General features: G+C 72.2%; 24 protein-coding genes. 7 read left to right on the top strand and 17 right to left on the bottom strand.

All coding sequences use genetic code 11. The features are described 5' to 3' along the window. Positions 1 to 193 precede the first annotated feature (193 nt). Positions 194 to 1420, bottom strand: coding sequence for a M20 family metallopeptidase (locus ACIPPM_RS15965; RefSeq protein ID WP_393595685.1), 1227 nt, complete (start codon positions 1418 to 1420; stop codon positions 194 to 196). A gap of 233 nt (positions 1421 to 1653) precedes the next feature. Here ACIPPM_RS15965 and ACIPPM_RS15970 point away from each other — a divergent pair, with 233 nt between their 5' ends. Further along, positions 1654 to 2304, top strand: a complete 651-nt coding sequence (locus tag ACIPPM_RS15970) for a class I SAM-dependent DNA methyltransferase (RefSeq protein ID WP_401447816.1) — start codon at positions 1654 to 1656, stop codon at positions 2302 to 2304. Between the two features lie 4 nt (positions 2305 to 2308). Here the strand turns inward: ACIPPM_RS15970 and ACIPPM_RS15975 are convergent, their stop codons facing one another. From ACIPPM_RS15975 to ACIPPM_RS15990, 4 genes are read right to left on the bottom strand one after another with little or no spacing between them, the layout of a single operon-like run. Then, entirely contained in the window at positions 2309 to 3400 is a 1092-nt protein-coding gene (locus tag ACIPPM_RS15975) for a hypothetical protein (RefSeq protein ID WP_401447818.1), read from the bottom strand. Positions 3401 to 3446: 46 nt separating this feature from the next. After that, a complete protein-coding gene (locus ACIPPM_RS15980; RefSeq protein ID WP_401447820.1) occupies positions 3447 to 4385 on the bottom strand; it encodes an N-acetylneuraminate synthase family protein in 939 nt (312 codons plus the stop codon). 11 nt (positions 4386 to 4396) lie between these two features. Beyond that, positions 4397 to 5659: a cytidylyltransferase domain-containing protein gene (locus ACIPPM_RS15985; protein ID WP_401447823.1), complete on the bottom strand. Its 1263-nt coding sequence runs from the start codon at positions 5657 to 5659 to the stop codon at positions 4397 to 4399. Positions 5660 to 5694: 35 nt separating this feature from the next. After that, positions 5695 to 7005 carry a DUF6716 putative glycosyltransferase gene (locus ACIPPM_RS15990; RefSeq protein ID WP_401447825.1) on the bottom strand — a complete coding sequence of 437 codons (1311 nt, stop codon included), beginning with the start codon at positions 7003 to 7005 and terminating at the stop codon, positions 5695 to 5697. A gap of 198 nt (positions 7006 to 7203) precedes the next feature. On the opposite strand from ACIPPM_RS15990, the gene ACIPPM_RS15995 reads away from it, so the two are divergent. The 3 genes from ACIPPM_RS15995 to ACIPPM_RS16005 are packed head-to-tail and all read left to right on the top strand — an operon-like array spanning position 7204 to position 10661. Continuing rightward, on the top strand, positions 7204 to 8181 hold the full coding sequence (locus tag ACIPPM_RS15995) for a glycosyltransferase family 2 protein (RefSeq protein WP_401447827.1): 978 nt from the start codon (positions 7204 to 7206) through the stop codon (positions 8179 to 8181). Further along, the gene (locus tag ACIPPM_RS16000) at positions 8178 to 9512 is read left to right on the top strand and encodes an alpha-2,8-polysialyltransferase family protein (RefSeq protein ID WP_401447830.1); all 1335 of its coding nucleotides are present in this window, start codon (positions 8178 to 8180) and stop codon (positions 9510 to 9512) included. Before ACIPPM_RS15995 ends, ACIPPM_RS16000 begins: the two co-directional genes overlap by 4 nt. A gap of 42 nt (positions 9513 to 9554) precedes the next feature. Continuing rightward, the gene (locus ACIPPM_RS16005; RefSeq protein ID WP_401447832.1) at positions 9555 to 10661 is read left to right on the top strand and encodes an acyltransferase family protein; all 1107 of its coding nucleotides are present in this window, start codon (positions 9555 to 9557) and stop codon (positions 10659 to 10661) included. Between the two features lies 1 nt (position 10662). Here ACIPPM_RS16005 and ACIPPM_RS16010 read toward each other — a convergent pair whose 3' ends face one another. Next, positions 10663 to 11313 carry a TetR/AcrR family transcriptional regulator C-terminal domain-containing protein gene (locus tag ACIPPM_RS16010; protein ID WP_401447835.1) on the bottom strand — a complete coding sequence of 217 codons (651 nt, stop codon included), beginning with the start codon at positions 11311 to 11313 and terminating at the stop codon, positions 10663 to 10665. 71 nt (positions 11314 to 11384) lie between these two features. Between ACIPPM_RS16010 and ACIPPM_RS16015 the strand changes: the two genes are divergently transcribed. Continuing rightward, positions 11385 to 12770 carry an FAD-dependent oxidoreductase gene (locus ACIPPM_RS16015; protein ID WP_401447837.1) on the top strand — a complete coding sequence of 462 codons (1386 nt, stop codon included), beginning with the start codon at positions 11385 to 11387 and terminating at the stop codon, positions 12768 to 12770. A gap of 1 nt (position 12771) precedes the next feature. Here the strand turns inward: ACIPPM_RS16015 and leuE are convergent, their stop codons facing one another. Then, complete coding sequence (leuE, locus tag ACIPPM_RS16020; protein ID WP_393605000.1) at positions 12772 to 13422, bottom strand: leucine efflux protein LeuE; 651 nt, start codon at positions 13420 to 13422, stop codon at positions 12772 to 12774. Between the two features lie 32 nt (positions 13423 to 13454). Further along, the gene (locus ACIPPM_RS16025; protein ID WP_401447840.1) at positions 13455 to 15035 is read right to left on the bottom strand and encodes a methylmalonyl-CoA mutase; all 1581 of its coding nucleotides are present in this window, start codon (positions 15033 to 15035) and stop codon (positions 13455 to 13457) included. Positions 15036 to 15116: 81 nt separating this feature from the next. On the opposite strand from ACIPPM_RS16025, the gene ACIPPM_RS16030 reads away from it, so the two are divergent. Next, positions 15117 to 15908, top strand: a complete 792-nt coding sequence (locus tag ACIPPM_RS16030; protein ID WP_401447842.1) for a L,D-transpeptidase family protein — start codon at positions 15117 to 15119, stop codon at positions 15906 to 15908. Positions 15909 to 15993: 85 nt separating this feature from the next. Here the strand turns inward: ACIPPM_RS16030 and ACIPPM_RS16035 are convergent, their stop codons facing one another. The 6 genes from ACIPPM_RS16035 to ACIPPM_RS16060 all read right to left on the bottom strand — a co-directional run bounded on the left by ACIPPM_RS16035 (position 15994) and on the right by ACIPPM_RS16060 (position 22840). Then, complete coding sequence (locus ACIPPM_RS16035) at positions 15994 to 17106, bottom strand: hypothetical protein (protein ID WP_401447844.1); 1113 nt, start codon at positions 17104 to 17106, stop codon at positions 15994 to 15996. Beyond that, the gene (locus ACIPPM_RS16040) at positions 17106 to 17768 is read right to left on the bottom strand and encodes an RNA polymerase sigma factor (RefSeq protein ID WP_401447847.1); all 663 of its coding nucleotides are present in this window, start codon (positions 17766 to 17768) and stop codon (positions 17106 to 17108) included. The genes ACIPPM_RS16035 and ACIPPM_RS16040 overlap by 1 nt, the downstream gene beginning before the upstream one ends. Positions 17769 to 18166: 398 nt before the next feature. Next, positions 18167 to 19528, bottom strand: a complete 1362-nt coding sequence (locus tag ACIPPM_RS16045; protein WP_401447849.1) for a transglycosylase family protein — start codon at positions 19526 to 19528, stop codon at positions 18167 to 18169. Between the two features lie 209 nt (positions 19529 to 19737). After that, positions 19738 to 22077, bottom strand: coding sequence for a hypothetical protein (locus ACIPPM_RS16050; protein ID WP_401447851.1), 2340 nt, complete (start codon positions 22075 to 22077; stop codon positions 19738 to 19740). 285 nt (positions 22078 to 22362) lie between these two features. Further along, a complete protein-coding gene (locus tag ACIPPM_RS16055; RefSeq protein WP_401447853.1) occupies positions 22363 to 22665 on the bottom strand; it encodes a hypothetical protein in 303 nt (100 codons plus the stop codon). 7 nt (positions 22666 to 22672) lie between these two features. Continuing rightward, positions 22673 to 22840 (bottom strand): hypothetical protein, encoded by a 168-nt coding sequence (locus tag ACIPPM_RS16060; RefSeq protein ID WP_401447855.1) that lies wholly within the window; start codon positions 22838 to 22840, stop codon positions 22673 to 22675. A 405-nt stretch (positions 22841 to 23245) separates the two neighbouring features. Between ACIPPM_RS16060 and ACIPPM_RS16065 the strand changes: the two genes are divergently transcribed. Further along, a complete protein-coding gene (locus ACIPPM_RS16065; RefSeq protein ID WP_401447858.1) occupies positions 23246 to 24217 on the top strand; it encodes a LuxR C-terminal-related transcriptional regulator in 972 nt (323 codons plus the stop codon). A gap of 113 nt (positions 24218 to 24330) precedes the next feature. Here ACIPPM_RS16065 and ACIPPM_RS16070 read toward each other — a convergent pair whose 3' ends face one another. The 3 genes from ACIPPM_RS16070 to ACIPPM_RS16080 all read right to left on the bottom strand — a co-directional run bounded on the left by ACIPPM_RS16070 (position 24331) and on the right by ACIPPM_RS16080 (position 26233). Then, entirely contained in the window at positions 24331 to 24732 is a 402-nt protein-coding gene (locus ACIPPM_RS16070; protein ID WP_401447861.1) for a hypothetical protein, read from the bottom strand. Positions 24733 to 24872: 140 nt separating this feature from the next. Further along, the gene (locus ACIPPM_RS16075; protein ID WP_401447863.1) at positions 24873 to 25472 is read right to left on the bottom strand and encodes a hypothetical protein; all 600 of its coding nucleotides are present in this window, start codon (positions 25470 to 25472) and stop codon (positions 24873 to 24875) included. Between the two features lie 92 nt (positions 25473 to 25564). Further along, positions 25565 to 26233 carry a DUF4328 domain-containing protein gene (locus ACIPPM_RS16080; protein ID WP_401447866.1) on the bottom strand — a complete coding sequence of 223 codons (669 nt, stop codon included), beginning with the start codon at positions 26231 to 26233 and terminating at the stop codon, positions 25565 to 25567. Positions 26234 to 26353 lie beyond the last annotated feature (120 nt).

Below are 26353 nucleotides of genomic sequence, written 5' to 3' on the forward strand. Positions count from 1 at the left end.
GATGTCAGAAAAACACCTCTCGGGCAGCTGTTATCGAACCGAGGCAAACGGCACCTGAACTCGATCTACCAAGCCTTGGGCGCCCATGTTTCGGGGCGGATACGAGGCGGATACGAATGGCCTGCGGATGTGTTGCGCGGACGGCCCCCGCATGCTCGCGGGGGCCGTCCGGGGCACGGCCCAGGGGGGTCGGTCAGACCTCGGGGGACGCCATCAGCGCGGCCGCGGTGAAGAGTTCCACGCCGACCGTGATCGCGTTCTCGTCGGCGTCGAAATCGCCCTGGTGCAGATCGCGCACGGTCCGCTCGCCGGGCCTGCGGACGCCGAGGCGGGCCATGGCGCCGGGGACGTGCTCCAGGTACCAGGAGAAGTCCTCGCCGCCGAGGCTCTGCTGGGTGGACTCGACCGAGTCGATCCCGCAGCGGGCGACCATCGCGCGGCGCAGCAGCTCGGCGGTCTCGCGGTCGTTGACGACCGGCGGCACCCCGCGCACGTAGGTGATCTCCGACTTGGCGCCGTGCAGGGTGGCGACCTCGTCGATGGCGGCGTGCACGATGTCGGGCGCGTCCCGCCAGGCGTCCAGGTCCAGGCAGCGGACGGTGCCGGAGAGTTCGGCGTGCTGCGGGATGACGTTGGGGGCGTGGCCCGACTCGATCCGGCCCCAGGTCAGGGCGAGTCCGCTGCGGGTGTCGACGCGGCGGGCGATGAGGGCGGGCACGTCGGTGGCGACGCGGGCGGCGGCGGTGACCAGGTCGGTGGTCAGGTGCGGGCGCGCGGTGTGGCCGCCGGGGCCGTCCAGGGCGACGTCGAGCCGGTCGCAGGCGCTGGTGATCGGGCCGTGCCGCAGGCCGATCTTCCCGCACTCCACCCGGGGGTCGCAGTGCACGGCGAGGATGCGGCCGACGCCCTCGAGCGCGCCGTCGGCGATGGCGGTCAGGGCGCCGCCGGGCAGCTGCTCCTCGGCGGGCTGGAAGATCAGCCGCACCGGGCGGGCCAGCAGGCCCTTGGCGTGCAGGTCGGCGAGGACCAGACCGGCGCCGAGCACGACGGTGGTGTGCACGTCGTGGCCGCAGGCGTGGGCGCGGTCGGGCACGGTGGACCGGTACGCGCAGTCCTTGGTGTCCGGGATGGGCAGCGCGTCGATGTCGGCGCGCAGGGCCAGCACGGGCATCTCGGAGCGGTCGCCCTCGGTGTGCCCGATGTCGCAGATGAGCCCGGTTCCGGTGACCAGGACGCGGGGCTTCAGCCCGGCCCGCTCCAGCCGCTCCTTGATGGCGGCAGTGGTACGGAACTCCTGGTTGCCCAGCTCGGGGTGCATGTGCAAGTCACGGCGGAACGCCACGAGTTCGGCGTGCAGTGACTCGCTGAGCGCGCCGGGGAGCACAGCACCGGGGAGGTCGGCCACGGTCTCTCGGGTCATCAATCGGTTCACCCTCTGAAGGGTAGGACGCCCGGACGGTCAACTGACCCTCGATCAACAAAAGTTCAGCCCGTGGAGGGAAGAAAAACTGACCGGCGGACGCATGGCGGTGGACTGGGATGGGTAAAACCTTTCTTTCTCCCTCCACGGATACCACGCTCGCCGCTCTCGCGCTCGGTTTGTCCGCGGACCGGACCCTCGTGGCGCGGCGGGCGCCGGTAGGGTGCGGCGGCGTGACCGACAGCACCGTGGACTTCCTGCGCACCACCCGCTCGTCCTACGACGCGATCGCCAAGGACTACGCCGAGCGGTTCCCCTCGGGCCTCCCCCACCCCCTGGACCGCTCGCTGATCAGCGCTTTCGCCGAGCTGGTGACGGAGAACGGCCCGGCCCCGGTGGCCGACCTGGGCAGCGGGCCGGGGTTCGTCACCGCCCTGCTGGACAGTCTGGGCGTGCCGGTGTTCGGGGTGGACCTCTCCCCCGCGATGGTGGCGCTGGCCCGCGAGGCCCACCCGCACCTGCGTTTCCACGTCGGCTCGATGACCGCGCTGGACCTTCCCGACGCCACCCTCGGCGGCATCCTGGCCCTCTACTCCACGATCCACGTGCCGGACGACTCCCTCCCCCGGGCCTTCGCCGAGTTCCACCGCACCCTGCGCCCCGGTGCTCCCGTCCTGCTGGCCTTCCAGACCGGCGACGCCGACCATCTGCACCTGACGGAGCGCTTCGGGCACGAGATCGACCTGGACTACTGGATGCGCTCCCCGGCCGCGATCGCCGCCGGTCTCACGGAGGCGGGCCTGACCCTGGTCGCGTCGGTGGTCCGCGAGCCGCAGGGCGAGGAGTCGCGGGCGCGAGGGTTCGTACTGGCGCGGAAGGACTGAACCCTCAGGTCCCCGGCACCACCGTGGTCAGCCGGTGGGTGTCGCGGGCCGTGCCCGTCACCCCGGACAGGAAGCCCTGGGCGCGGGGGGAGGCGTGGGCGGTGAGCCAGGCGGGGTCTATGTCGCAGACCGCCACCCGGACGCCGGTGCCCTTCAGGGCGAGGGGCAGGGTGTGCACGACCGTGGAGGGGAAGCTCAGCACGGTGCCGCCGATCGGGCCCCGGCGGGCGATCAGTTCCAGGGGGAGGTCGGGGCGGACGATCTCCAGGCCGGTCTCGATGGCCAGCCGGTGCAGTTTCGGGGTGCTCTCGCGGCGGTGCGCGAAGTAGCGGGTGGCGCCGTGCGCCTTGGCCAGGGCCTGCACGGCCGCGAGGTAGCGGTCGGCGTCGACCACGCCGGTCTCCACCAGGGAGGTGCCGACCACGTCCGCGCTCTTCGTCACGCGGGGCGGGCCGAAGCGGGCGCGCGTCCAGGCGAAGTCGTTGGCGGTGACCGTGACGCCGTCCGGGGTCTCGGTCACCGGCATCGCGGAGAAGACCTCCACGCGTCGGCCGCCGCTCGGGGTGAGGCGGCGCCGGGCGGTGGCGGCGACCGGGGCGAAGAGCAGGTCACGGGGTCCGGGCGGGCCGCCCTTGCGGTGCCAGCGGACCAGGCGTTCGCCGCGGGCGAGCTGGGCGACGAACTCCATGGTGGCGGTGCCGTCGTCCACCACGACCAGCTCGGGCGTCCGGGTGATGGTGAGCAGGAGCTGTACGTAGCGGGAGAAGGGGTCGCCCATGACGATCCGGTCGGCCCGCCGGAGCGCCCCGGCCAGCCCGCCGACGGTGTGGAAGGGGGCGCTCGCCCCGCCCCGCGCCTCCTCCCAGCGCACCTCGTACCCCTCGTCCCGGGCGAGGTCGGCCATGCGGCGCAGCTGGCCCCGGGTCATGGGGTCGGTGGGGGCCAGTACGACGAGGGTCAGCTCCGCCCCGGCCCCCTCGCGCGCGGGCACCCCGCCCGCGTGGGCCCACTCCAATACGTTCAGCAGTTGCACCGGGCTCTCCACGAAGGCGAGCGTGCGGGCAGCGGGGCCGGGGTGTCCGGCGCGAGGGCTCATGGCGGGTGGTGACCGTCCCGTCGTAGTGCGGTCGGGCGAGTCGGGGTCAGACCGTGACCGGCTCGCCCGCGGCGGCGGCGATCTCCGCCTCGGCGACCACGCCGGAGACCCGGCGCAGCTTCTTCATCGGGCCCAGCTCGGAGTCGTAGACCTTCTTGACGCCGTCGCCGAGGGACGCCTCGATGGCGCGGATGTCGCGGACCAGGCGGACCAGGCCCTGCGGCTCGACGGAGGCGGCCTGGTCGGAGCCCCACATGGCGCGGTCGAGGGTGATGTGGCGCTCGACGAAGACGGCGCCGAGGGCGACGGCGGCCAGCGTGGTCTGCAGGCCGGTCTCGTGGCCGGAGTAGCCGATCGGGACGTTCGGGTACTCCTTCTCCAGCGTGTTGATCACGCGGAGGTTCAGCTCCTCGGCCTGCGCCGGGTAGGTGGAGGTGGCGTGGCACATCAGGATGTTGTCGCTGCCGAGCACCTCGACCGCGTGCCGGATCTGCTTCGGGGTGGACATGCCGGTGGAGAGGATCACCGTGCGGCCGGTGGCGCGCAGGGCGCGCAGCAGCTCGTCGTCGGTGAGGGAGGCGGAGGCCACCTTGTGGGCGGGGACGTCGAACTTCTCCAGGAAGGCGACGGCCTCGGTGTCCCACGGGGAGGCGAACCAGTCGATCCCCTTCTCCTTGCAGTACGCGTCGATCTGGCGGTACTCGTCCTCGCCGAACTCCACGCGGTGGCGGTAGTCGATGTACGTCATCCGGCCCCAGGGGGTGTCGCGCTCGATGTCCCACTGGTCGCGCGGGGTGCAGATCTCCGGGGTGCGCTTCTGGAACTTCACGGCGTCGCAGCCCGCCTCGGCGGCGGCGTCGATCAGCTTGAAGGCGTTGTCGAGGTCGCCGTTGTGGTTGATGCCGATCTCGCCGGTGACGTAGACGGGGCGGCCGGGACCGGCCTCGCGGGAACCGAAGCTGCGGATGCGGGAGTTGGTGCTCATCAGGGTGTTCCTTACTTGCCGGGGGAGGTGGGGAGGGGGTCGGGAAGGGCGTCGAGGGAGGGGCCGAGGAGCCAGCCCGCGATCTCCCGGATCGCGCCGTAGCCACCGGGGACGGTGGTGACGGCACGGGCGGCGCCACGTACGGCGTCATGGGCGTCGGCGACCGCGACGGGCCAGCCGACGAGGGCGAGGCAGGGCAGGTCGTTGACGTCATTGCCCGCGTAGAGCACTCGCTCGGGGGCGATGCCCTGCTCCTCGCACCACTGCTTGAGGGCGACGTCCTTGCGGTCGATGCCGTGCAGCACCGGCAGCCGGAGCTTGCGGGCGCGGGCGGCGACGACGGGGTTCTGCTCGGTGGAAAGGATCAGCACCGGCACCCCGGCGCGGCGCAGCGCGGCGATGCCGAGCCCGTCGCCCCGGTGCACGGAGACGAACTCCCGTCCGTCGGTGTCGATCAGCACCCGGTCGTCGGTCTGGGTGCCGTCGAAGTCGAGGACGACCGCGTCGATGTCGTCGCGGGTGGGCAGCGCGCCCGCCGGGACGGTGTCGAGCAGCGGGGCCAGCGCGCGGGCGCGGGCCAGGTCGTGCGGGTCGTCGATCTCCAGCACCCGGGCCGGGTCGGTGCGGACCAGTTCGGTGCGGCCGAAGAAGCGGTGGCCGTGGGTGCGGAAGCCGGTGACGTCCATCGCGTAGGCGGCGCCGGTCTCCAGCAGGTCCTGGGGGCGGTCCTGGCGGCGGGGGCGTACGGCCTTGTCGTGGTTGACGCCGAAGCCGCCGGGCGCGTCCGCGTTGCCGGGGGCGCCGTCGCGCCAGACGAAGCCGTGGAAGGGGGCGACGGTGACGGCGGTGTCGGCGCCCTCGTGGGCGACGGCTCCGGCGACCCGGCCGATGTCGTCGGCGAGCAGGAAGGGGCTGGTGCACTGCACGAGCAGCACCACGTCGACGGCTGTCCCGGTCCGCTCCTCGAAGGCGTCGAGGGCGTGCAGCACGGCGGCCTCGGAGGTGGCGGTGTCCCCGGCGATGGCGGCGGGCCGGTTGACGACCTCGGCTCCGGCCGCGCGGGCGGCCGCGGCGACGGCCGCGTCGTCGGTGGAGACGACCACGTCGGTGACGGCGGGGGCGGCCAGGCAGGCGCGCACCGCGCGGGCCACCAGCGGGACACCGCCCACGGGGGCGAGGTTCTTGGCGGGCACCCCCTTGGAGCCGCCGCGCGCCGGGATCACGGCGAGCACCCGGCGCGGCGGGTCGCCCGGATCGGCGGGCCAGTGGGTCATGGGGTCAGCTCCTTGCGAGGAAGAGGGTGCGGTGTTCACAGCTCGCCCATCCGCCGGATCACCGGGGCGACCCGCTGGACGCCGTGCCGGTAGGCGCCGCGGGCGGCCCGGCGCACGATCTGCCGGACGGGTCCGGCCTCCGCGCGGGTGGCGGGGCTGCCGGGCAGCGGGGCGCCGTCGGGGCCGAGGTGGTGGCGGGCGAGGATGCCGGGCAGATAGCCGGGCGCGGTCTCGGGCGTGTAGTAGGGCGCGAGCAGCGGCAGCGCGCCGGACCGCTCCAGCAGGACGGCGATCCGGGCGCGGGCGGCGTCGAAGGCGGTGGCGTACGAGCCGTCCCCGGCGGCGACCCCCTGCCGGGCGAGCCACTCGGGGTCGGGCTCCGGGCGGTGCCCGGCGTCCAGCCGGTCCCAGGAGGTGAGGCAGCCGGAGCCCAGGAAGTGGTGGTTGCCCAGCGCCTCGCGCACCCCGAGGTCGGTCAGCACGGCCGTCGGTACGCGCCGGTGCAGGGACTCCAGGGCGGCGGTGGAGCTGACGGTGACCAGCAGGTCGGTCCGGTCCAGCACCTCGCCCATGTGCCCGTACACCAGGCGGAGGTTGGCGGGCAGCTCCCGCCCCCGGACCAGCTTCTGGTACGGCAACTCCTCGATGTGCGTGGTGTGTTCGCCGGGCTTGGAGCGCAGCTTCAGCAGCACCTCGCGCTCCGGGTGGCGCCGGGCGTGCCCGATGAGCCGCTCCAGCAGGTAGGTCCGGTCGGCCCGGTTCTCCGGTACGGAGGGCTGCGCGGCGAACGTCACCGTGTAGGGCGCCCGTTCACCCGCGTACGCCTCCCCGCCGAGGAACGGCAGCGCCACCTCGGTGACCGCGTCGGCATCCGCGCCGGCCCCCTCGTACACCGCGCGGAACCGGTCCGCGTCCTGGGCCGAGTTGGCGAGGACGAGGTCGGCGCCGTGCCGGAGCAGCAGGCCGTCGGCGAGCTTCTCGTAGACGACACCGACGTAGCCGGTGACGACGACCGGGCGCGGGCCGGTGCCCCAGGCGTGCTTCAGGCCGTGCAGCATGGCCTGCACTCCGCCGCCGACCAGGGCGAGGACGAGGATGTCGTAGGACTCCCCGGTCATGGCGCGCAGGAACTCCGCGCCGGTGACCTCGCGGAGCGAGTCGGCGGTGGCGCCGGTCTCGGCGAGCTGGCGGGGTGTCGGGGTGGCCCGGCCCCGCAGGAGGTAGCCGTCGAGGCGGATTCCGGCGGCGGGAGCGAGACGGCGCGCGGTGAGCGCGCCCCACTTCCACCGGGTGTCGGAATCGGCGAGGACGGCGATCCGCGGGGACTTCGTTGCACTTGCTGGCACGCCGAAGACGCTAGGAAGCGTTTCGTAGGTCCGGCCCAACCCGAACTCAACAAACGGTTAACAGCACATCGACGAATGGGGATTTCGGCCCGGATCGGGGTTCGGGAAAACCTGGTTCACGGCTTCGCCACGCGTCGTTCACCCGATATCAAGGCGAGCGTCGACCCGAATGCCGGGCCCCGCCCTAACGTCCTCGGCGTGGTCAAGCTCTCGGTCATCGTGCCGTTCTACAACGTGCAGCAATACGCGCCGGACACATTGAGGAGTCTTCGTGCGAACGCGCGGGACGATTACGAGTTCATTCTCGTGGACGACTGTTCCCGCGACGGGACGCCGGGCATCCTGGAGCGCGCCGAGCGCGAACTGCCGGGCGCCGTCGTGGTCCGGCACGAGCGCAACGGCGGGCTGGCGACCGCCCGCAACACCGGTCTGGACCGGGCGCGCGGCGAGTATCTGACGTTCCTCGACGGCGACGACTGGCTCGCCCCCGGCTACTACGACCAACTGGTCTCGCACATGGACGAGTTGGGGTGTGACTTCCTGCGCACCGACCATGTCCAGTGCACCGCGCGGGCCCGGTCCGTGCACCGGGTGCCGCATGGCCGGCGGGGGGTCGTCCTGGACCCGAGGGCGGCGATCCTGCCCGCGGACCGGTCGACGTCGGTGGACTACGCGTACGCCTGGGCCGGGATCTACCACCGGCGGCTCGCGGACCGCGGGCTGCTGCACTTCACGGACGGGCTGCGCACGGCGGAGGACCGGCCGTGGATCTGGCGGCTGCACCGGGAGGCGGAGTCGTTCGCCGTGGTGGGGCTGCTCGGCGTCTTCTACCGGCGCGGGGTCGCCTCCTCGCTGACCCAGATCGGCGATGTCCGCCAGCTCGATTTCCTGCGCGCGTTCGACGAGGTCATAGCGGAAACGGCCGCCGACCGGGACGCCGACGCACTTCTGCCGAAAGCCGTGCGCACCTATTGCGCGATCATTTCCCACCATCTGGGAAGCATCGAAAGGTTCGAGCCCCCGGTGGCGCGAAAACTGAAATCCCTGAGCGCGGCCGCCCTCCGGCGCATGCCGCAGGACGTGCTGAACGAGGCGCTGGACTCGATGGACCTCGCCCGCGCCACCCGGCTGCGCCGACTGCGCCGCCGCCCCTCCCCCGCCGGGGCCGCCGCGTGACCACCCAGATCTTCCAGGCGTCCACGCTGTACGGCGTGGCCACCCTGGCCGCCGCCCTGGACTCCGGCTGCTTCGCCCCCGCCGACCAGCGTGTCCTGCTGGTCAGCAACAACGCGGCGACCCCGGAGACCACGCCCCCGCTGGACGAGATGCCCGGCTTCGAGCGGCTGCGCGACCGGTTCGACGACGTGCTCTCCTACAACGAGACCATCCACCCCTTCCACCCCGGCGGCTGGCTCCCCCGGGTGGACGACATGCCGCTGTGGCAGCGGTACTTCCGCCACGAGTGGCGACTCGGTGACGAGCCGGTCGAGTTGGCGGTGGAGTCGATCCAGGTCAACCCGTCGCTGGCGCTCGCGCAGATCTTCACCGGCGCCCCGGTCACGGTCTACGCGGACGGCCTGATGAGCTACGGCCCGACCCGCAGCAAGATCGATCCGCTGGTCGGCACCCGTGTGGACCGGCTGCTCCACCTCGACCTCGTACCGGACCTCCAGCCGCTGCTGCTCACCGAGTTCGGTGTCCCGGCCGAGATCGTGCCGACCGCCGCCTTCACCAAGGTGCTGGCCGAACTCGCCTCCACCGGAGACGAGTTGCCCGCGATCGAGGAACCCGCGCTACTGCTGGGCCAGTACCTGTCCGCGCTGGACATCCTCACCCCGGACGAGGAGGAGGCGCTGCACGTCCGCATGCTGCGCGGCGCGGTCCAACTGGGCCACACCCGCGTGGTGTTCAAGCCGCACCCCACCGCACCGGCCCGCTACGCCCGCACCCTGGAGGAGGAGGCGGAGCGGCTCGGGGCGGACCTCACGGTGCTGGACACCCCGGTGCTGGCGGAGGTGCTGTACCAGCGGATGCGCCCGGCATTGGTCGTCGGCTGCTTCTCCACCGCCCTGCTGACCGCCGCCACGCTGTACGGCCTGCCCGTCGCGCGGGTCGGCACCGGCACCCTGCTGGAGCGGCTCGCCCCGTACGAGAACAGCAACCGGGTCCCGGTCACCGTGGTCGACGCGCTGCTGCCCGAGCTGGGCGACCGGGCGGTAGTCACCGAGGGGCGGCGCGGGATGGAGGTCGCCGAACTGGGCGAGCTGGTCCGCGCGGTGGGCTTCGCCATGCAGCCGAAGATCCTGCCCAAGCTGCGCGCCGAGGTGGAGACCTTCCTCGCCCGGCACCTGGACCCGGCCACCCTGCGCTACTTCAAGCGGCGGCGGCTGACCGTGCTGGGGCTGCCCGGCGGGGTGCCCGCGCAGCTCGCGTTCATCCCGCGCAACGCGACCGTCCGCCGGGTGGCGCGCCGGGCGCGCGGGCTGCGCCGGACCGCCCGCGGCTGAACCGCCCGCTCACCGACCGACTCGATGCCAAGGACTCCGCAGATGACCGCCACCTCACCGCTGGCCCCGCCCACCGGTCTCTCCCAGCCGGTCGCCACCGGGGGGCGGGGGCGGCTGCTCGCCCTGGACGGGCTGCGGCTCGTGGCCGCGCTGATGGTGTGCATGTACCACTACACCGGGCGCGGCGGCACGATCTCGGAGTCCTGGCACCAGAGCCCGTCCGAGGTCTTCCCCCGGCTCTCCCAGATCACCCCCTACGGCTGTCTGGGCGTGCAGTTCTTCTTCGTGATCAGCGGCTTCGTGATCTGCATGAGCGGCTGGGGCCGCACCCTCGGCGACTTCTTCCGCTCCCGCGTGGCCCGGCTGTACCCCGCGTACTGGGTGGCGCTGGTGCTGGTCACCGCCGCGGCCTTCGTGCTGCCGGTGGTGGTGCGTCCGGTGCGGGCGGACGAGTTCCTGGTCAACCTGACCATGCTCCAGCAGCCGATGGGCGCCCACCGGATACTCGGCGTCTGCTGGACGCTCTGGGCGGAGGTCCGGTTCTACGCGCTGTTCGCCCTGTTCGTGGTGTGGCGCGGGGCGACCTACCGGCGCGTGGTGCTGTTCGCCAGTGTCTGGACGCTGGCCGCCGCGATCTCCACCACCGCCGGGAACGCCCTCACCGACGCGCTGGTCATGCCTGAGTACGCGCCGTTCTTCATCGGCGGACTCGCCCTCTACCTGGTCCACCGCTTCGGGAGCAGCCCGCTGCTGTGGGGGCTGGTGGCGATGTCCTGGCTGCTCGGGCAGAGCGCGGCCGTGCGCGGGCTGTGGCATCCGGGGGCGCACGGCGACTTCACCCGGCATCCGGTGGTGATCGTCGCCGTGGTCACCCTGGCCTTCGCCTCGGTGGCGGCCGTCGCGCTGGGCTGGACCCGCTGGGCATCCTGGCCGTGGCTGGTGACGGCGGGCGCGCTGACGTACCCGTTCTACCTGGTGCACGAGCACCTGGGCTGGTTCGCCGTCCGGGTGCTGCACCGGGGGCTGGGGCTCGGGGCCTGGCCGACGCTGGGACTGACGGTGGCGGGGATGCTGGCGCTGGCGTGGCTGCTGCACCGGTTCGTGGAGAAACCGTTCGGGCCCCGGCTGCGGCGAGCGCTCAAGAGCTGAGCTACCGGATGCCGTACGCGGCCTCGATCCCGGCCACGACGAGCTTCAGACCGTCCTCGAACTGCTCGTCGTAGTCGTCGAAGAGCAGCTTCCCGGCCTCGGCCGCGAGCGGGAACTCGGCCAGCCTGCGGGCCCGTTCCTCGACGTCGTACCCCTCGCGCCGCTCGCCGGGCAGCGGGCGTACGCCCTGTTCCTCGGTGACGAAGCCGATGGTGTACATGTTCGCCGTGCGCATCGCCTGCACGGCCTGGGCCAGGGTGAAGCCCGCGCCGGTGAGGACGCGCAGGTGGGACTCCATCGCGGGGGCGTGTTCGGTGCCGGTGAAGCGGGAGCCGCTGAAGACCTTGGCGCCGTCGCGGTAGCCGGTCAGCGCGGTGCGCAGACCCCGGCAGGCCGCCAGCAGCCGTTCCTGCCAGGTGTCGGCGGGGTCGAGCACCGCACCGGCCGCCATCCGCCGGTACATCTCGGTCGCCATCTCGTCGAGCAGCGCCTGCTTGTCCTTGAAGTGCCAGTACAGCGCGGGTGCCTTGACGTCCAGCTCGCGGGCGATGGCGCGCAGGGTCAGCCCGTCCAGGCCGGTCTCGTTCAGCAGCCGCAGCGCGGTGTCGGCGACCTTGCGGCGGTCCAGGGGGGCGCGTCGTTCCGTACTCACGCTTGACAGCTTAACAACGTTAAGGGCACGCTCGTGAGCGACGGCACTTAACGGCGTTAAGGAGAGTTGCGATGAATGCACCGTATGTCCCGACGGATGTGGATGTGCTGGTGGTGGGGGCCGGTCCGACCGGGCTGACCCTCGGGGTGGACCTCGCCCGGCGCGGGGTGGACGCGCTGGTGGTGGAGCGGGCGGACACCCTGTTCCCCGGCTCGCGCGGCAAGGGCGTCCAGCCGCGTACCCAGGAGGTCTTCGACGACCTCGGCGTGCTGGACGCGATCCGCGCGGCCGGTGGCCCGTACCCGCCCCAGATGGTCTGGCGGGACGGCCGACAGCTCGGCGTACGGCCAATGTTCGAGCCGGTGGAGGCGGCCGAGGGCGCCCCGTACACCGACCCGCTGATGGTCGCCCAGTGGCGCACCCAGGAGGTGCTGCACGCCCGGCTGACCGAGCTGGGCGGCCGGGTCTCCTTCGGCCGCGAGCTGACCGGCCTGGAACAGGACACCGAGGGCGTGACCGCGCACTTCGCGGACGGTACGACGCTGCGCGCGCGGTACCTGGTCGCGGCCGACGGGGGCCGCTCGGCGGTGCGGCGCGCGGTGGGCGTCGGCATGACCGGGGAGACGGTGGACCCGAGCCCGTTCCTGGTCGCCGATGTCCGGGTGCGCGGGCTGGACCGGGAGCACTGGCACGCCTTCCCCGGCGAGGACGGCACCGGTCTGATGCTGTGCCCGCTGGCCGGTACGGACGACTTCCAGCTGGCCGCGCGGCTGGCCGAGGGCGAGACACCCGACCTCTCTCTGGAGGGCCTGCGCAAGCTGGTCGGCGCGGGCACCCATCTCGACCCCGAGGACCTCACCGAGGTGCGCTGGGCCTCGGAGTTCCGGCCGCGCGCGGCGCTGGCGGACCGGTTCCGGGCGGGCCGGGTGTTCCTCGCCGGAGACGCGGCCCACGTGCACTCCCCGGCGGGCGGGCAGGGCCTGAACACCAGCGTCCAGGACGCCTACAACCTGGGCTGGAAGCTGGGCGCGGTGCTGCGCGACGGCGCCCCGGACGCCCTGCTCGACACCTACGAGGAGGAGCGCCGCGCCAACGCCGCCGCGATGCTGGACCTCTCCACGGGGGTGCACCGCGGCGAGGTCCAGCGGGGCAAGGCGACGGTCCAACTCGGCCTGGGATACCGGGAGTCGTCCCTCAGCGAGGACACCCGCCCGGAGCCGACGGGCCTACGCGCGGGCGACCGCGCCCCGGACGGCACGGTGGACGGCGTCCGCCTCTTCGACGCCTTCCGGGGCCCGCACTGGACCCTCCTGGGCGCCGAACTCCCCGGCATACGCTCCCTGCCCGCCGCGTACGGCCCCGGCGTCTTCCTGATCCGCCCGGACGGTCACGTCGGCTGGGCGGGCGACTCGGCCGAGGGACTCGGCGCGTACCTCGCCCGCGTCGGCCTGGGCTGACCTAGCCCGCTGCCAGCGACAGCTTCACCGCGAAGCCGAGGAAGAGCACCCCGGCCGCCGAGGTGGCCGTCGCCGACAGCCGCCTGCGGCGCCGGAACGCGGCGGCCAGCTTCGTGCCGCTGAAGATCAGGGCGCTGAGGTAGAGGAAGCTGGCGGCCTGCGCGAAGGCGCCGAGCACGACGAAGGAGAGCGCGGGGTAGGCGTAGGCCGGGTCCACGAACTGGACGAAGAAGGCCACGAAGAACAGGATCGCCTTGGGGTTGAACAGGCTCACCACCAGCGCCCGCCGGAACGGCCGCTCGGCCTCCGGCCCCTCCTCGACGGCCTCCGCCACGACCGCCTCACGCCGGGTCCGCCACATCTGCCAGGCGGCCCGCAGCATCCCGATCGCCAGCCAGGTCAGATAACCGGCCCCGGCGTACTTCACGATCCCGAACAGCACGGCGTTGGCCTGCAGCAGCGAGGCCACCCCGGCCGCGGACAACGTCATCAGCACGGTGTCCCCACACCACACCCCGGCGGCCGCCGTATACCCCGGCCTGATCCCCTTCCGGGCGGCCACGGACAGCACATAGAGCGAGTTGGGCCCCGGAAGCAGAATGATGAGCAGCAGCCCAGCCAGGTAGGCGGGAAGATCGATGACACCGAACATGAAAGCGAGTGTCGCACGACGTCCCGGGCAGCTCAGCGGGCGTCCGGTGGCTGATACACCCCCCACACCGACCGCAGCGTGTCGCAGACCTCGCCCAGGGTGGCGTGGGCGCGTAGGGCCCGCTTCATCGGGGGCAGGACGTTGGCCGTGCCCTCGGCGGCTTCGCGCAGTTCGGCCAGGGCCGTGGCGGCGGTGCGGGGGTCGCGGCGGGCGCGTAGTCGGGCCAGGCGGGCGCGTTGGCGGGCCTCCAGGGCAGGGTCGACGCGGAGGGGGGTGTACGGCTCCTCCGTGTCGAGGCGGAAGCGGTTGACGCCGACGACGACGCGCTCCCCGGACTCGGTCTCGCGGGCGATCCGGTACGCGTTCCGCTCGATCTCGGCCTTCTGGTAGCCGAGTTCGATGGCCGCCTCCGCGCCGCCCAGGTCCTCGACGCGGCGCAGCAGCTCCAGCGCGGTCCGCTCCACGTCGTCGGTGAGCCGCTCCACCGCGTACGAACCGGCGAAGGGGTCGACGGTGGCGGGGACGTCGGTCTCGTGGGCCACGACCTGCTGGGTGCGCAGGGCGAGGCGGGCGCTCTTGTCGGTGGGCAGCGCGAGGGCCTCGTCGAAGGCGTTGGTGTGCAGGGACTGGGTGCCGCCGAGGACCGCCGCGAGCGCCTGCACGGCGACCCGGACGAGGTTCACCTCCGGCTGCTGGGCGGTGAGCTGGACTCCGGCCGTCTGGGTGTGGAAGCGCAGCATCCACGACCTGGGGTCGCGCGCCCCGAACTCCTCCCGCATGATCCGGGCCCACATCCGGCGCGCGGCACGGAACTTGGCGACCTCCTCCAGCAGGCTCGTCCGCGCCACGAAGAAGAAGGACAGGCGCGGCGCGAAGTCGTCCACGGCCATGCCCGCCGCGAGCGCGGTACGCACGTAGGCCACGGCGTCCGCCAGCGTGAACGCGATCTCCTGCGCGGGCGAGGCGCCCGCCTCGGCCATGTGGTAGCCGGAGATGGAGATGGTGTTCCAGCGGGGCAGCTCGCGCGCGCAGTACGCGAAGAGGTCGGCGGTCAGCCGGAGGGAGGGGCGGGGCGGGAAGATGTAGGTGCCGCGCGCGATGTACTCCTTGAGGATGTCGTTCTGCACGGTGCCGGTCAGGCGGTCGCCCGGTATCCCCCGCTCCTCGGCCACCAGCTCGTACAGGAGGAGCAGCACGGCCGCCGGGGCGTTGATCGTCATCGAGGTGGAGACCCGGTCCAGCGGAATCCCGTCGAACAGCTCCCGCATGTCCTCGATCGAGTCCACCGCCACCCCGACCCGGCCGACCTCGCCGCGCGCGAGGGGCGCGTCGGAGTCGTACCCCATCTGGGTCGGCAGGTCGAAGGCGACCGAGAGTCCGGTGACGCCGTGGGCGATCAGGTCGCGGTAGCGGGCGTTGGATTCGGCGGCGGTGCCGAAACCGGCGTACTGGCGCATGGTCCAGGGGCGGCCGGTGTACATGGTCGGGTACACGCCACGGGTGTAGGGGTAGGCGCCCGGTTCGCCCAGCTCGGTGGCGGGGTCCCAGCCGGTCAGTGCCTCAGGGCCGTAGACCGGCTCGATCGGCGTGCCCGACTCCGACTCTCGCGCCATGGCTGCCTCCTGGGCGACTTCACTCCTCTCCCACGATGCCTCGTTGTTCGGGGGCGGGCGCGCGGGGGAAGCATCTCCGGCATGAGGATTCCGGGGAGAACCGTCGCCCTGTTCGCCTCGGCCGCCGCCCTCGCCGTGGCGCTCGGGGGGTGCAAGCCACCGCCGGAGGGGGCGGACGGGAAGCCGCAGTACCCGGTCCACTTCGACACGCCGTCCGCCCGCGCGCACACCTCTACCGGCGCACGGGTGCTCTTCTCGCGTGGGGACAGCGGGACGGGGGTACGGGAGCTGCAGGCCCGGCTGCGTCAGGTGGAGTGGCTGAACGACGGGCCGACCGGGGAGTACGACGACCTCACCGAGCAGGCGGTCAGCGGCTTCCAGGGCAAGCGCGGGCTGCCCCGCACCGGCCGCACCGACACCGTCACCTGGCAGCGGCTGGCGGCGATGACGCACCTGCCGGGTAAGTGGGACCTGTATCTGATGGGCGGCCAGCCCGCCGCCGCGCCCGACCCGCGCTGTCTGACCGGGCGGGTGCTGTGCGTGAGCAAGACCAGCCGCACCCTGCGCTGGATGATCGACGGCCGCACCCTGACCACGGTCTCGGTCCGCTTCGGCTCGCAGTACACCCCCACCCGCGAAGGTGTGTTCAGCATCTACTGGAAGTCCCGGCACCATGTGTCGACGCTCTACGACTCCCCGATGCCCTACGCCATGTTCTTCAGCGGCGGCCAGGCGATCCACTACTCCTACGACTTCGCGGCGCGCGGCTACGCGGGCGGTTCGCACGGCTGCGTGAACGTCCGGGACGAGGGGGCGATCTCGTCGCTGTTCGCGCAGGTCCGCGACGGCGACAAGGTCGTGGTCTACCGGTGAGGGAGCTGAGGGCGCGGGCGGGACCGGGGGAACGTGTCCCGCCCGCGCCGGTGCACGAGCCTTGAGGTACGGGGGGAACCCCGGCTCAGTGCGACGGCCGATGACCAGTCGGCTCACTCAGTACTGCGCCACCGCGTCCAGAAACGTCACACCTTTCCGAAACAAATTTTCGGAAGTGACAAAGCCGCAGGTCAGAGGGGATCTGGCGGGCGGAGGGGAGGTCGAGGTGGGTGCGGGTGCGGGGGGCGCGGTCGCCGTGGTCGCCCCGGCCGCCGTCGCCGCTCCCGCTCTGGTCGCCGGGGTCGCCCGGGTCGCCGTCGTGCAGTCCGTCGCCCTTGCCGTCGCCTATGCCGTCGCCCTTGCCGTCACTCGATCCCTCGCCGGTGCCCCGGCGGTCGCGCAGCCGCCCGGAGACGTCCGGGTCGGTGGCCGAGAGCATGGCCCGGCAGTACGACTTGACGCGCGTCGGGCTGCCCGCGAGGCCCTCCAGGGCGCGCCGGTTCCCGGCCTCGGGCTCCCGGCCGTCCCGCAGGTCGCGGCAGGCCATCGCGGCCGCCCACCAGCGGGTGCCGGGCCGGTAGGAGGGCTCGCCGGAGGCGGGCCGGTCCGCGCGTCCCGTGGCCTCGTCCGGGCCCGCGCCACCGGCTTCCACGTCGGAGTCGTCCGGTGCCGGTGCGCCGGGGGTGACGTCCGGGGTGCCCGAGGTGCCCGGCGAGGGGGCCGGGGACGCCGGGTCGCTGGGCCGGGCCGGGCTCGCGGCGGCGGAGACGGAGGCGCCGGGGCGGGGGGTGTCGTGCCGGAACGGGCCGGGCAGTGCCCCGCTCCCCGCGGCCACCGCGACCCCGCCCAGCGTGCCCGCGGCCAGCGCGGCGGCCAGGCCGAACCGGACCGGCCGGCCCCAGCGGGAGCGGCGGGTACGGGGCTCCGGGGCGCCGATACGGACGAGGCCCGCGTCACCGTGTCCGTACGCGCTCTCGGCGGGCACCGTCGCCCGCGCGTCCCGGAAGGCGGCCAACGCGGCTTTCTCTCCGGGGAGTTCACCGAACGCGGGCGCACCCTGGGCAGTCAGCGCGCCGAGCATCCGCGCGAGCCGGTCGGCCCGGCCGCGCGCGTCGGCGTCGACGGTCTCCAACGGCTCACCGCGCAGCAGACGTTCCGACGTCTCACCGTCCAGCCACTTGTCGTGCTCGTCGGCCATCACATGTCCTTCTGCGTCCGCGTACGCGTATGCGTCACACTCGCGGACCGCACCGCGCCACCGCGCGGGCTTCGCTGGGGCGGGAGCGCGTCGAGCCCTCCCGTCGATTCCGGATCGGTGCCGAGGAGTTCGGCGAGCCGCTTCAGACCCCGGTGCGCGGCGGTACGGACGGCGCCCGCGCGCTTGCCGAGGGTCTCGGCGGCGGTCTTGGCGTCGAGCCCGACCACCACGCGCAGCACGACGGCCTCGGCCTGGTCCTGCGGGAGGCGGGCGATGAGCGAGAGGGTGCCGTCGGTGGTCAGGGCCTCGATGGCCTCACCGGCGGTGTCCGACTCGGCGGCCCGGCCGGTCAGTTCGGTCTCGTCGCCGCCTATCAGGGGGCGACGGCCGCGCATCCGTATGTGGTCCAGGGCGCGGTTGCGGGCTATGCGCGCGGCCCAGCCCCGGAACCGGTCCGCGTCACCGCTGAACCGGTCGAGGTCGCGCGCGATCTGGAGCCACGCCTCGGACGTGACGTCCTCGGCGTCCAAGTCGCCGACCAGCGTCCGTACATAGCCGAGCAGCCGTGGGTGCACCGCGCGGTACACCATGCGGAACGCGGTCTCGTCCCCCGCCTGAGCCGCACGCACCGCGGCCGTCAACTCCGCGTCGTCCCCCTGCACCGCACTCCCTTTACGCCCGTCCTCGGTCGGCGCGAAAGGCACGTTACGGCCTGAAACCGCTGCTCGTCCATGTCTGTGGAAGATGCAACTGACTCGTGACACGCCCAAGGTGTGACACATGACGCGGTCATGACGCAGAACAAGTTACGGACCGCCCGCGGTCCGCACCACGCAACGGCCGGGGTCTCTCCTGTGGGGGGTGGCGGCTCCGGCCGTTGCCTCGGTGCTCACTGCCTCGACCAGCGGCGACGCAGCACACGGGACGTTCGCGTGACCAACCGCTTGACCGACGTGTCCCGGAGTCACCCGATCCTCCCCGGGCCGACGCGCCGCGTGGGCCCCGAGGCTTGCTCGGGGCCCACGTTCCTCACGGCGGGACTTCTCCGCTCGTCGGTGTGTCAGCCGGCGGACACGGCGCCGGCGGGGGCGATGGTGTTCCAGGTGCCGCCGAAGGAGTCGCCGCTGGTCTCCTTGGAGTTGGCGACACCGCCGTTGGTCTGCACGACGAACAGGTCGATCAGACCGTTGGCCTCGGTGACCGGGTTGACCGCGGCAACGGAATTGGCGTCGAGCACGACCTTCCAGGTCCCGGACCAGCCGCCGTTGGCGGAGGACTCGAGCATGCGGGCCAGACCGTTGTTCGACTGGACGATGAACAGGTCAAGCTTCCCGTCGGCGTGAGTGGCCAGAGCGACTTCCTTCGCCGCACCCGCCGAGGACTGCACACCCCAGTCCGCCGCCCAGGAACCGTTCGCGGCACTCTGACCACGGGTCGCCACCGCACCGTTGGACTGCACCATCGCGACGATCATCGCGCCGTTGTCGAAGTTCCCGACCGCGAGAGTGCTGCCACCACCAGCCACGGCCGCGGTCCCCATCGCACCCGCCGGCGCAAAGCTGCCCCACGAACCCCAGCCACCGCTGCCCGCACTCGTCTCCGTGACATCGGCGACACCGCCATTGGTCTGCAGAGCGAACAGGTGAAGACGCCCGTCGGCCTCATGACCCAACGCGAGCCGGACCACACCCGTCGCACCGCCGACCGAACTCCACGAACCCCACGAGTTGCTACCAGGACTGGTCTCCAGACTCCTGGCCACACCACCGTTCGTCTGCACGACGATCATCTCCAGCCGACCGTCGGAGTGCCGCCCCACCACCACCTGCGAAGCCGCGTTCGCAGCGAGCGGGAAACTCCAGGACCCATACGCGTGACTGCCCGCGCTGGTCTCCAACCGCGTCGCCACCCCACCATTGGACTGCAACACGAACAACTGCGTCCGCCCGTCCGCATTCACCGCCTCGACCGATGCCGCAGCCGTACCGGAACCGGCCAGCGATGACAGGGCACCGAACGAACCGGAGTTCGACGAGGACTCCGTCGCCGACACGACACCGCCGTTCGACTGCGTCAGCACCGACTCCAGTGTCCCGTCCTTGTGCAGCCCCACCGCCGGGTTGCCCGCGTTGGCCGATATCGCCGGGGGCACGGGCGGGTAGGGGTTGGCGGTGTCGGTGCCGAGCCCGTTCGACGGACCGCAACGGGGCCAGGCGCCGGCGCCCTGACCTGCGAGGACCTTCTCGCCGATCAGGATCTGCTCCTTCTCGGTGGCCTGGTAGGGGTAGGTGGCGTACACGGCCCCGCCGTAGGCGTTCCAGGTGCTCAGGCTGAACTGAAGGCCACCATAGAAGTTGTTGCCCGTATTGGCGGCCCAGTTGCCGGTGCTCTCACACCAGGCGACTTTCTCCCAGGTGCTCACCGAGGCGGCGTGCGCCGCACCGGTCCCCAGGAGGGAGAGGCCCAGGGCGGTGAGGAGAGTGGGAGCGAGAGCGGCTCGTACGTGCGTGACGAGCTTCCTGCGGGATGCGGGCATGGTGGTCCTCCGGTGGCGGCGCGGGGCGGTTTGCGGCAAGGTCGGCCAGAACTCGGGCCCCGAACGCGATGGTTCGGGGCCCTGACGGGTTGCGCTCAGCTGGTGCTGACGGCGCCGGCGGGGGCGATGGTGTTCCAGGTGCCGCCGAAGGAGTCGCCGCTGGTCTCCTTGGAGTTGGCGACACCGCCGTTGGTCTGCACGACGAACAGGTCGATCAGACCGTTGGCCTCGGTGACCGGGTTGACCGCGGCAACGGAATTGGCGTCGAGCACGACCTTCCAGGTCCCGGACCAGCCGCCGTTGGCGGAGGACTCGAGCATGCGGGCCAGACCGTTGTTCGACTGGACGATGAACAGGTCAAGCTTCCCGTCGGCGTGAGTGGCCAGAGCGACTTCCTTCGCCGCACCCGCCGAGGACTGCACACCCCAGTCCGCCGCCCAGGAACCGTTCGCGGCACTCTGACCACGGGTCGCCACCGCACCGTTGGACTGCACCATCGCGACGATCATCGCGCCGTTGTCGAAGTTCCCGACCGCGAGAGTGCTGCCACCACCAGCCACGGCCGCGGTCCCCATCGCACCCGCCGGCGCAAAGCTGCCCCACGAACCCCAGCCACCGCTGCCCGCACTCGTCTCCGTGACATCGGCGACACCGCCATTGGTCTGCAGAGCGAACAGGTGAAGACGCCCGTCGGCCTCATGACCCAACGCGAGCCGGACCACACCCGTCGCACCGCCGACCGAACTCCACGAACCCCACGAGTTGCTACCAGGACTGGTCTCCAGACTCCTGGCCACACCACCGTTCGTCTGCACGACGATCATCTCCAGCCGACCGTCGGAGTGCCGCCCCACCACCACCTGCGAAGCCGCGTTCGCAGCGAGCGGGAAACTCCAGGACCCATACGCGTGACTGCCCGCGCTGGTCTCCAACCGCGTCGCCACCCCACCATTGGACTGCAACACGAACAACTGCGTCCGGCCGTCCGCATTCACCGCCTCGGTGACCGCGGACGCGGTTCCGGAGGCCGCCAGCGAGGAGAGGGAGCCGAAGGAGCCCGAGTTCGCCGAGGACTCGGTCGCGGACATGATCCCGCCGTTCGACTGGGCCAGCACCGACTCCAGTTCACCGTCGCTGTGCAGCCCCACCGCCGGGTTTCCCGAGTTGGCCACGCCTGCGGCGGGAGCGGCGGAGTCGGCCGGGTTGTGCAGCCACTGGACGGAGCCGCCCTGGCCGGTGATCTCGGCGACGTTCCAGTTGCTGACGGAGGCGGAGTTGTAGCCGTCGTCGCCGGTCCAGTTCTGATCGACGAAGTAGACGGTGCCGTTGCCGGAGGAGTTCACGGTGGACTTGTAGACGACTCCCGTGTGTCCGGGGGTGCTGGCACCGGTGGCAAAGCTGAGGACGTCGCCGGGGACCGGGGTGTAACCGGCGCCGTCGCCGTTGCCGTGCCTCTGGAACTTGGTGGGGTAGGCGTTGTACCAGTTCGTGACTTCCTGGTTACCGTTGCCGCCAGGGCCGTCCAGGCCGTAGCGCTGGACGAGGTAGCGGTCGCTCAGATCGGCGCACTGCCACTCGTACTGGGCCACGCCGGGAACGTTGTCGATGGCGCTCCTTCCGCCACCGCAGACCTGCAGACCCATGAAGATGCCGCTGCTGGAGAGCGGGCTGCCGTTGCCGTCGCAGGTGGAGCTCCACCAGGAGGGCCGGCCCAGGTTGCCGCTCGTCGCCACGCCGAAGGCGCTCATCCTGCCGGTGTCGGACGCCTTGGCCGCGGTGGTGCCGCCGGCACGGACAGCGGTGCGGGCGTTCGTGTCGGCGCCGGTGCGGACAGTGGTGCGGGTGTTCGTGTCGGCGCTGGTCAGCTCGAGGTGCGTACCGAAGCCCTTGGGCAGGTGAGCCCTGTCGTGCTGGAGGTTGACCACCCAGGTTCGGTCGCCGGCGTTGACGATCCACTCGATGGTCTCGACACCGGTGTCGGAGCCCTTCTTGCCCGTGAGGTTGCCGTGCGAGCGGACGACGGTGCCGCGGACCTTCTGCCCGAAGACGGTGGCGACGGGCCCGTTCTGGGAACCGTGCAGGGCGTGGCGCCAGGCGGCGGCGCCGCCGGCCTTCGAGGTGGGGAAGGGGTAGGTCGGATGCGGGAGGGTCTGCCCGAACGGAACGGCCATGACGGACAGGTACCGGTAGGGCTTGAGGTCACCGACCGAGGCGACCTGGACACTCGCGCCGGGTCTGGCGACGTAGGGCGTACCGGCGGGCACGTCGGGGCTGGTGACCTTCAGGGCCACGTGGTCGAGGGTGATCGCCATGTGGTGCTGGGCGCCGCGCACCGCGGGGGTGTCGGCGTGGGCGGGCAGCACGGAGAGGCCGGAGACGGCAGCCGCGACGACGGCGGTGGCGGTGGCGGTCTTCTTCAGACGCGACTTAAACATGGGCATGACACATCCGTTCATCGAGTGCACACGGGGTGCGTCGCATGGGGGGGGTCCCGGTCCGGGTCCGTCGCCGGTCGCGGCTGTCCTGCAGGAACAGCCGGCCGCGGCGATGCCGATGCGGGACTGAATGAGAGGGGGGCGCCGGTGCGGCGCGCGGGGCGGCTTCCGCCGAGTGGGCGGATTGCCGGAATCACCGCTGAGGAACAGGGGCCAGTAGGGACAGCCGTTCTGCGGGAACAGCGGTCGTCAGGCCGAGTCGGGCGGCCGGAGGGCAGCGCCCGGCTACATCGCGGTCAGCCGCGGCGGCAGGTAGCGCCGCCGCAGCAGCGGCGAAGCCCGGTGACTCCGGTTGAGCAGATTCTCGACCTGGCGGGGCGAGCTGCGGACTTCCGGGGTGTCGGACGGGTGGGTGAGGAGGTAGAGCAGCAGGTCGACGCGGTCGGCTTCCGTGCGGCACGAGATGTGTTCGAGGCCGTCGCCGGGAGTGGCGTGCGCCCAGAGGACGTCGAGGACTTCGGTCGCCTCGCCTGACGGCGGCAGGCCGGCCGCCGAGCGGCGGGAGAGGCTGGCGTAGACGATGTCCATGTTCCACTCAGCCCCAGGTGGCGGTGTCCGGGGTGGCCGCCTGAGCGACGGGGGCCGAGACGGCCCGGACGGTTGCGACCGCGGAGGACGGAGCGGCGGCGGAGAGCAGGACGCCGAGGCTCAGCGCGAGGGTGGCGACCGCGGCGGAGACCTGAGCGGTACGGGTGCGGATCATGGTGATCGTTCCTTCCGGATGCTGCGACGGGGTGTCCTTGTCCGGTCTCGCGTCCCGCGGTTGACGCTTCGTCCGGTTGTCGTTCGGGCTGTTCCCTGCTGACAAGGAATAGCTTCGTCGCAGATCAAAGCCCTGGGAAGGCATTCACGGCGTCCTGAACAGGGCCTGTCCGGATCAGGACATTCAGTCATGCCCACGACAAGATTGCCCGAGGCTGGACCCCGTGTCCCGCCCCCGTCCGCCGGACGGACGACGTGCCTGCCCATGACCGGCGAGAAGTCCCCCTCAAGCGCTCCTGAGCTGCATGAACACCCCGAAAGAATCTTGAAAGGCGTAGCTCGGACCTGCGATCCTGACGCTCCAGGCGCGGCCGGGGGGCAGCGCCACGCAGAGGGATCAACCGGCATGCTTCAAGTACTCGGCGTGAGCGCCGACTCCATCGCTGTCTACCAGGCGATGCTCGACCATCCAGGCCACGGCGTCGACCGGCTCGCGGAGTCCTGCGGCCTCACTCCCTCGCAGGTCCATGACTGCCTCGACGAGCTCGGGCAGCTCATGCTGGTCCGCGCGTCCAGCGAACACCCCGGACAGCTGCGGGCCGTCGACCCGGAGATGGGCCTGGCCGACATCGTCGCCCGCCAGGAGGCCGACATCGCGGCCCGACAGGCCCAACTGGCCGCCTCCCGCGCCGCCGTCACCCGCCTGGTCGCCGACCGCGCCGAGCACCGGTCCGCCCACGGCGAGCGACTGAACGGCATGGATGCCATCCAGAGCCGGCTGGAGCGCCTGGCACACTCCGCGACCGTCGAGATCATCGGCGTCCAGCCCGGGGTCCAGCGCCCCGAGGACCTCGATGCCGGGCGCAGCCACGACCTGACCGCCCTCGCCCGCGGTGTGCAGATGCGCTCGCTCTTCCAGGACGTCGTGCGCAGCCACGCCCACGTCGCCTCCTACGCCCACACGTTGCTGAGCCACGGCGGGGAGGTCCGCACCTCCCCCACCATCCCCCAGCGGGTCGTCATCGTCGACCGCGCCCACGCGTTGGTCCCGGTCGACCCCGCCGACACCCGCAAGGGCGCCCTGTACGTCACCGAACCCGGCATCGTCACCGCCCTGCTCGAACTCTTCGAGCAGGCATGGAACACCGCCGTCCCCCTGGGAGCCGTCCGCGCCGACGACCCGGAAGCCGGCCTCACCGACCACGAACGCGAACTCCTGCGACTCCTCGGCACCGGCCTCACCGACGAAGCGGCCGGACAGCGCCTCGGCCTCACCGACCGCACCATCCGCCGGCAGGTCGCCTCGATCATGGAGCGTCTCAACGCCTCCAGCCGCTTCGAAGCCGGCATCAAAGCCGCCCAACGCGGCTGGCTCTGACGGGCCTTTCACCGGACGGCGTCCCGCGATGTGGCCCCCTCACGCCATTGCCGTGACGGCGGTGGCGGCTCCGGCCGTTGCTCTGCTCCGGCCGGGCGGTGAGCCCCGTCCGCTCAGTGGACCCCCGTCGCCTCACGGCACAGCCCCCGCAGGGAGCCCTCGCCGGTGAAAGCACGGCGTGCCTCCGACACCGGGTCCCAGATCCGGCCGTCCGGGGTGCGGAGCCAGTGGTTGTCGGCGGTGGCGCACCACTCCGCACCCGTCTCACGGGCGATGACCTCGCCGGTGTAGGCGCCGAAGCCGCGGAGGACGCGGGCGACGGCCTCGTACGGGGGATGGTCGCGGCGGATCTCCTCGATCACGCGGTCCACCCGCCACAGGCTCTGGGTGGAGTAGTCGAGGCGGAGGCGGGCGCCCTCGCGCATGGTGGCGACCGTGTCCGCGGCCCACCGCGCGGGGCGTGCCGCGGCCGAGGGGCGGTAGTCCGTCTGCGTTGTTGCGTACTGGGTAGTCACATAGGGGTAAGCGGTCCTGACCAGCCGCGCGTCACACGATTCGGCGCTGATTCGGCAACCGGCGCAGGACCGCCCCATCGCACTCCCAGGACGGACACAGAACCCGCCCGGAGATCATGTTTGAAGCCGTGGCGGCCCGCTCAGCCGCGTCCGCGCGCCCGGCGCGACACCACCGCGCGCAGCACCCGGCGCCCCTCCCCGGACACGTCCACCGCGCGCCGCAGCCCCTGCGGGCCGTGCTCGGCGAGGAGTTGCAGGACGACGATCTGCCGACCCAGCTCGGCGGCGACCAGCGGCGGCGCCTCCTCCGCGCCGTCGGCGCCCCGGACCGCCTCGTCGGACCCGGCCGTCAGCGCGCCCCCGGACGGCTCGGCGGGGTCGGCCGGGTCCAGCAGGCGGTGCAGCCGCAGCGAGGCCAGCGAGCAGGCGTCGGCCCACTCCCGCAGCGCCGCCCCGCTCCGCTCGGCCGGAGCCGTCAGCAGCATCCGGCGCGCCAGTCCGGCCGCCTCGTCCGCACCGGAACCAGGACCGGAACCGGAACCGGGCTCCACCGCGTCCACCGCCGCCCGCACCTTCGCCAGACTCTCGGACCAGTCGGAGTCGTCCACGAGATGCGCCCACAACGGGCGCAGCAACTCGTCGTCGTCGACGAGCAAGGACACGCACCGATCCGAACAAGCCAGCCCGCTCGCGGCCAGCCCGCGTGCGTCGGCCTGCGCGATCAGATCCTCCAGGCTCATGGAATGCCTCCCTCGCCTGGGCACCGCCTGTACGGAGCCCGCATTTCCCCTTACTGCGTGCGACGGGCCCGGAGTGTCACAGTCACCGGTTTTCAGCCAAGCGCGGCGGACGGCAGCGAGGGTCCCCGGAGCGCCTTCTCGTGCTGCATCCGGGTCAGCCGAAGGACCATCACGGCGGCCAGTACGGCGGCGACGAGGTCGATGCCGTCGGTCACGGCCCGCATCCCCGCCCCGGACTCCACCCGCAGCAGCCGGTCGGCGACCAGCCCGGCCACCCACGCCGCCCACCACAGGTCGACCAGACCGTGCCCGGCGGGCCGCCCCTGCGGCCCGCTGGCGTCCCACGCGTCCAGGACGATCCGGCGCGGGAACCAGAAGTTCACGATCGGGATGAACCAGCCGCCGATCGTCCACCACCGTGCCTTGCTCTGCGAACTCGCGTCGAAGACCTCGGCGTTGACCCGCACCCGCCACAGCCAGCACAGGAACACGACCGCCGTGGCGAGCAGCAGGACCCCTTGCGTGATGTCGAGGACCGACTCGGTCAGAAGAGACGGCTTCGCCAGGTCGGCCCAGATGGCGACCACGTCACCGGCACCGACCAGCCCGAGCATCACCACCGTCGCCCGCCCCAGCCCGACGGGCGAGCGCAGCGGCGGACCCGGCGGCACGAAGGGCGGGAAGGGCTCGACGGGCGCGCAGCGGGCGCACCGCGTCTCCCCGGTGACGGCCTCGGTGCTGTGGCAACTGGCGCAGATCATGGCGGTGTTCCCCCGGTACGGCTGAAACGGTGTACGCGGCCCTCCCCAGAGCCGCGCACACACGAGCGAACATGAAAACTTACGCGTTACGCCCACATTCCGTCCACTCACCCCGCCCGC

Origin of the sequence: Streptomyces sp. NPDC090119, assembly GCF_044747085.1 — a bacterium.
Taxonomy (GTDB): Bacteria; Actinomycetota; Actinomycetes; order Streptomycetales; family Streptomycetaceae; genus Streptomyces.

Excerpts from the sequence above, each read along its gene's own strand:
- ACIPPM_RS16075 (WP_401447863.1), bottom strand. The coding sequence starts at position 25,472 with ATGAGCCTGGAGGATCTGATCGCGCAGGCCGACGCACGCGGGCTGGCC.
- ACIPPM_RS16065 (WP_401447858.1), top strand. The coding sequence starts at position 23,246 with ATGCTTCAAGTACTCGGCGTGAGCGCCGACTCCATCGCTGTCTACCAG.
- ACIPPM_RS16080 (WP_401447866.1), bottom strand. The coding sequence starts at position 26,233 with ATGATCTGCGCCAGTTGCCACAGCACCGAGGCCGTCACCGGGGAGACG.
- leuE (WP_393605000.1), bottom strand. The coding sequence starts at position 13,422 with ATGTTCGGTGTCATCGATCTTCCCGCCTACCTGGCTGGGCTGCTGCTC.
- ACIPPM_RS16060 (WP_401447855.1), bottom strand. The coding sequence starts at position 22,840 with ATGATCCGCACCCGTACCGCTCAGGTCTCCGCCGCGGTCGCCACCCTC.
- ACIPPM_RS16055 (WP_401447853.1), bottom strand. The coding sequence starts at position 22,665 with ATGGACATCGTCTACGCCAGCCTCTCCCGCCGCTCGGCGGCCGGCCTG.
- ACIPPM_RS16005 (WP_401447832.1), top strand. The coding sequence starts at position 9,555 with ATGACCGCCACCTCACCGCTGGCCCCGCCCACCGGTCTCTCCCAGCCG.
- ACIPPM_RS15975 (WP_401447818.1), bottom strand. The coding sequence starts at position 3,400 with ATGAGCCCTCGCGCCGGACACCCCGGCCCCGCTGCCCGCACGCTCGCC.
- ACIPPM_RS16015 (WP_401447837.1), top strand. The coding sequence starts at position 11,385 with ATGAATGCACCGTATGTCCCGACGGATGTGGATGTGCTGGTGGTGGGG.
- ACIPPM_RS16025 (WP_401447840.1), bottom strand. The coding sequence starts at position 15,035 with ATGGCGCGAGAGTCGGAGTCGGGCACGCCGATCGAGCCGGTCTACGGC.
- ACIPPM_RS16030 (WP_401447842.1), top strand. The coding sequence starts at position 15,117 with ATGAGGATTCCGGGGAGAACCGTCGCCCTGTTCGCCTCGGCCGCCGCC.
- ACIPPM_RS15985 (WP_401447823.1), bottom strand. The coding sequence starts at position 5,659 with ATGACCCACTGGCCCGCCGATCCGGGCGACCCGCCGCGCCGGGTGCTC.
- ACIPPM_RS15980 (WP_401447820.1), bottom strand. The coding sequence starts at position 4,385 with ATGAGCACCAACTCCCGCATCCGCAGCTTCGGTTCCCGCGAGGCCGGT.
- ACIPPM_RS15965 (WP_393595685.1), bottom strand. The coding sequence starts at position 1,420 with ATGACCCGAGAGACCGTGGCCGACCTCCCCGGTGCTGTGCTCCCCGGC.
- ACIPPM_RS16035 (WP_401447844.1), bottom strand. The coding sequence starts at position 17,106 with ATGGCCGACGAGCACGACAAGTGGCTGGACGGTGAGACGTCGGAACGT.
- ACIPPM_RS16050 (WP_401447851.1), bottom strand. The coding sequence starts at position 22,077 with ATGTTTAAGTCGCGTCTGAAGAAGACCGCCACCGCCACCGCCGTCGTC.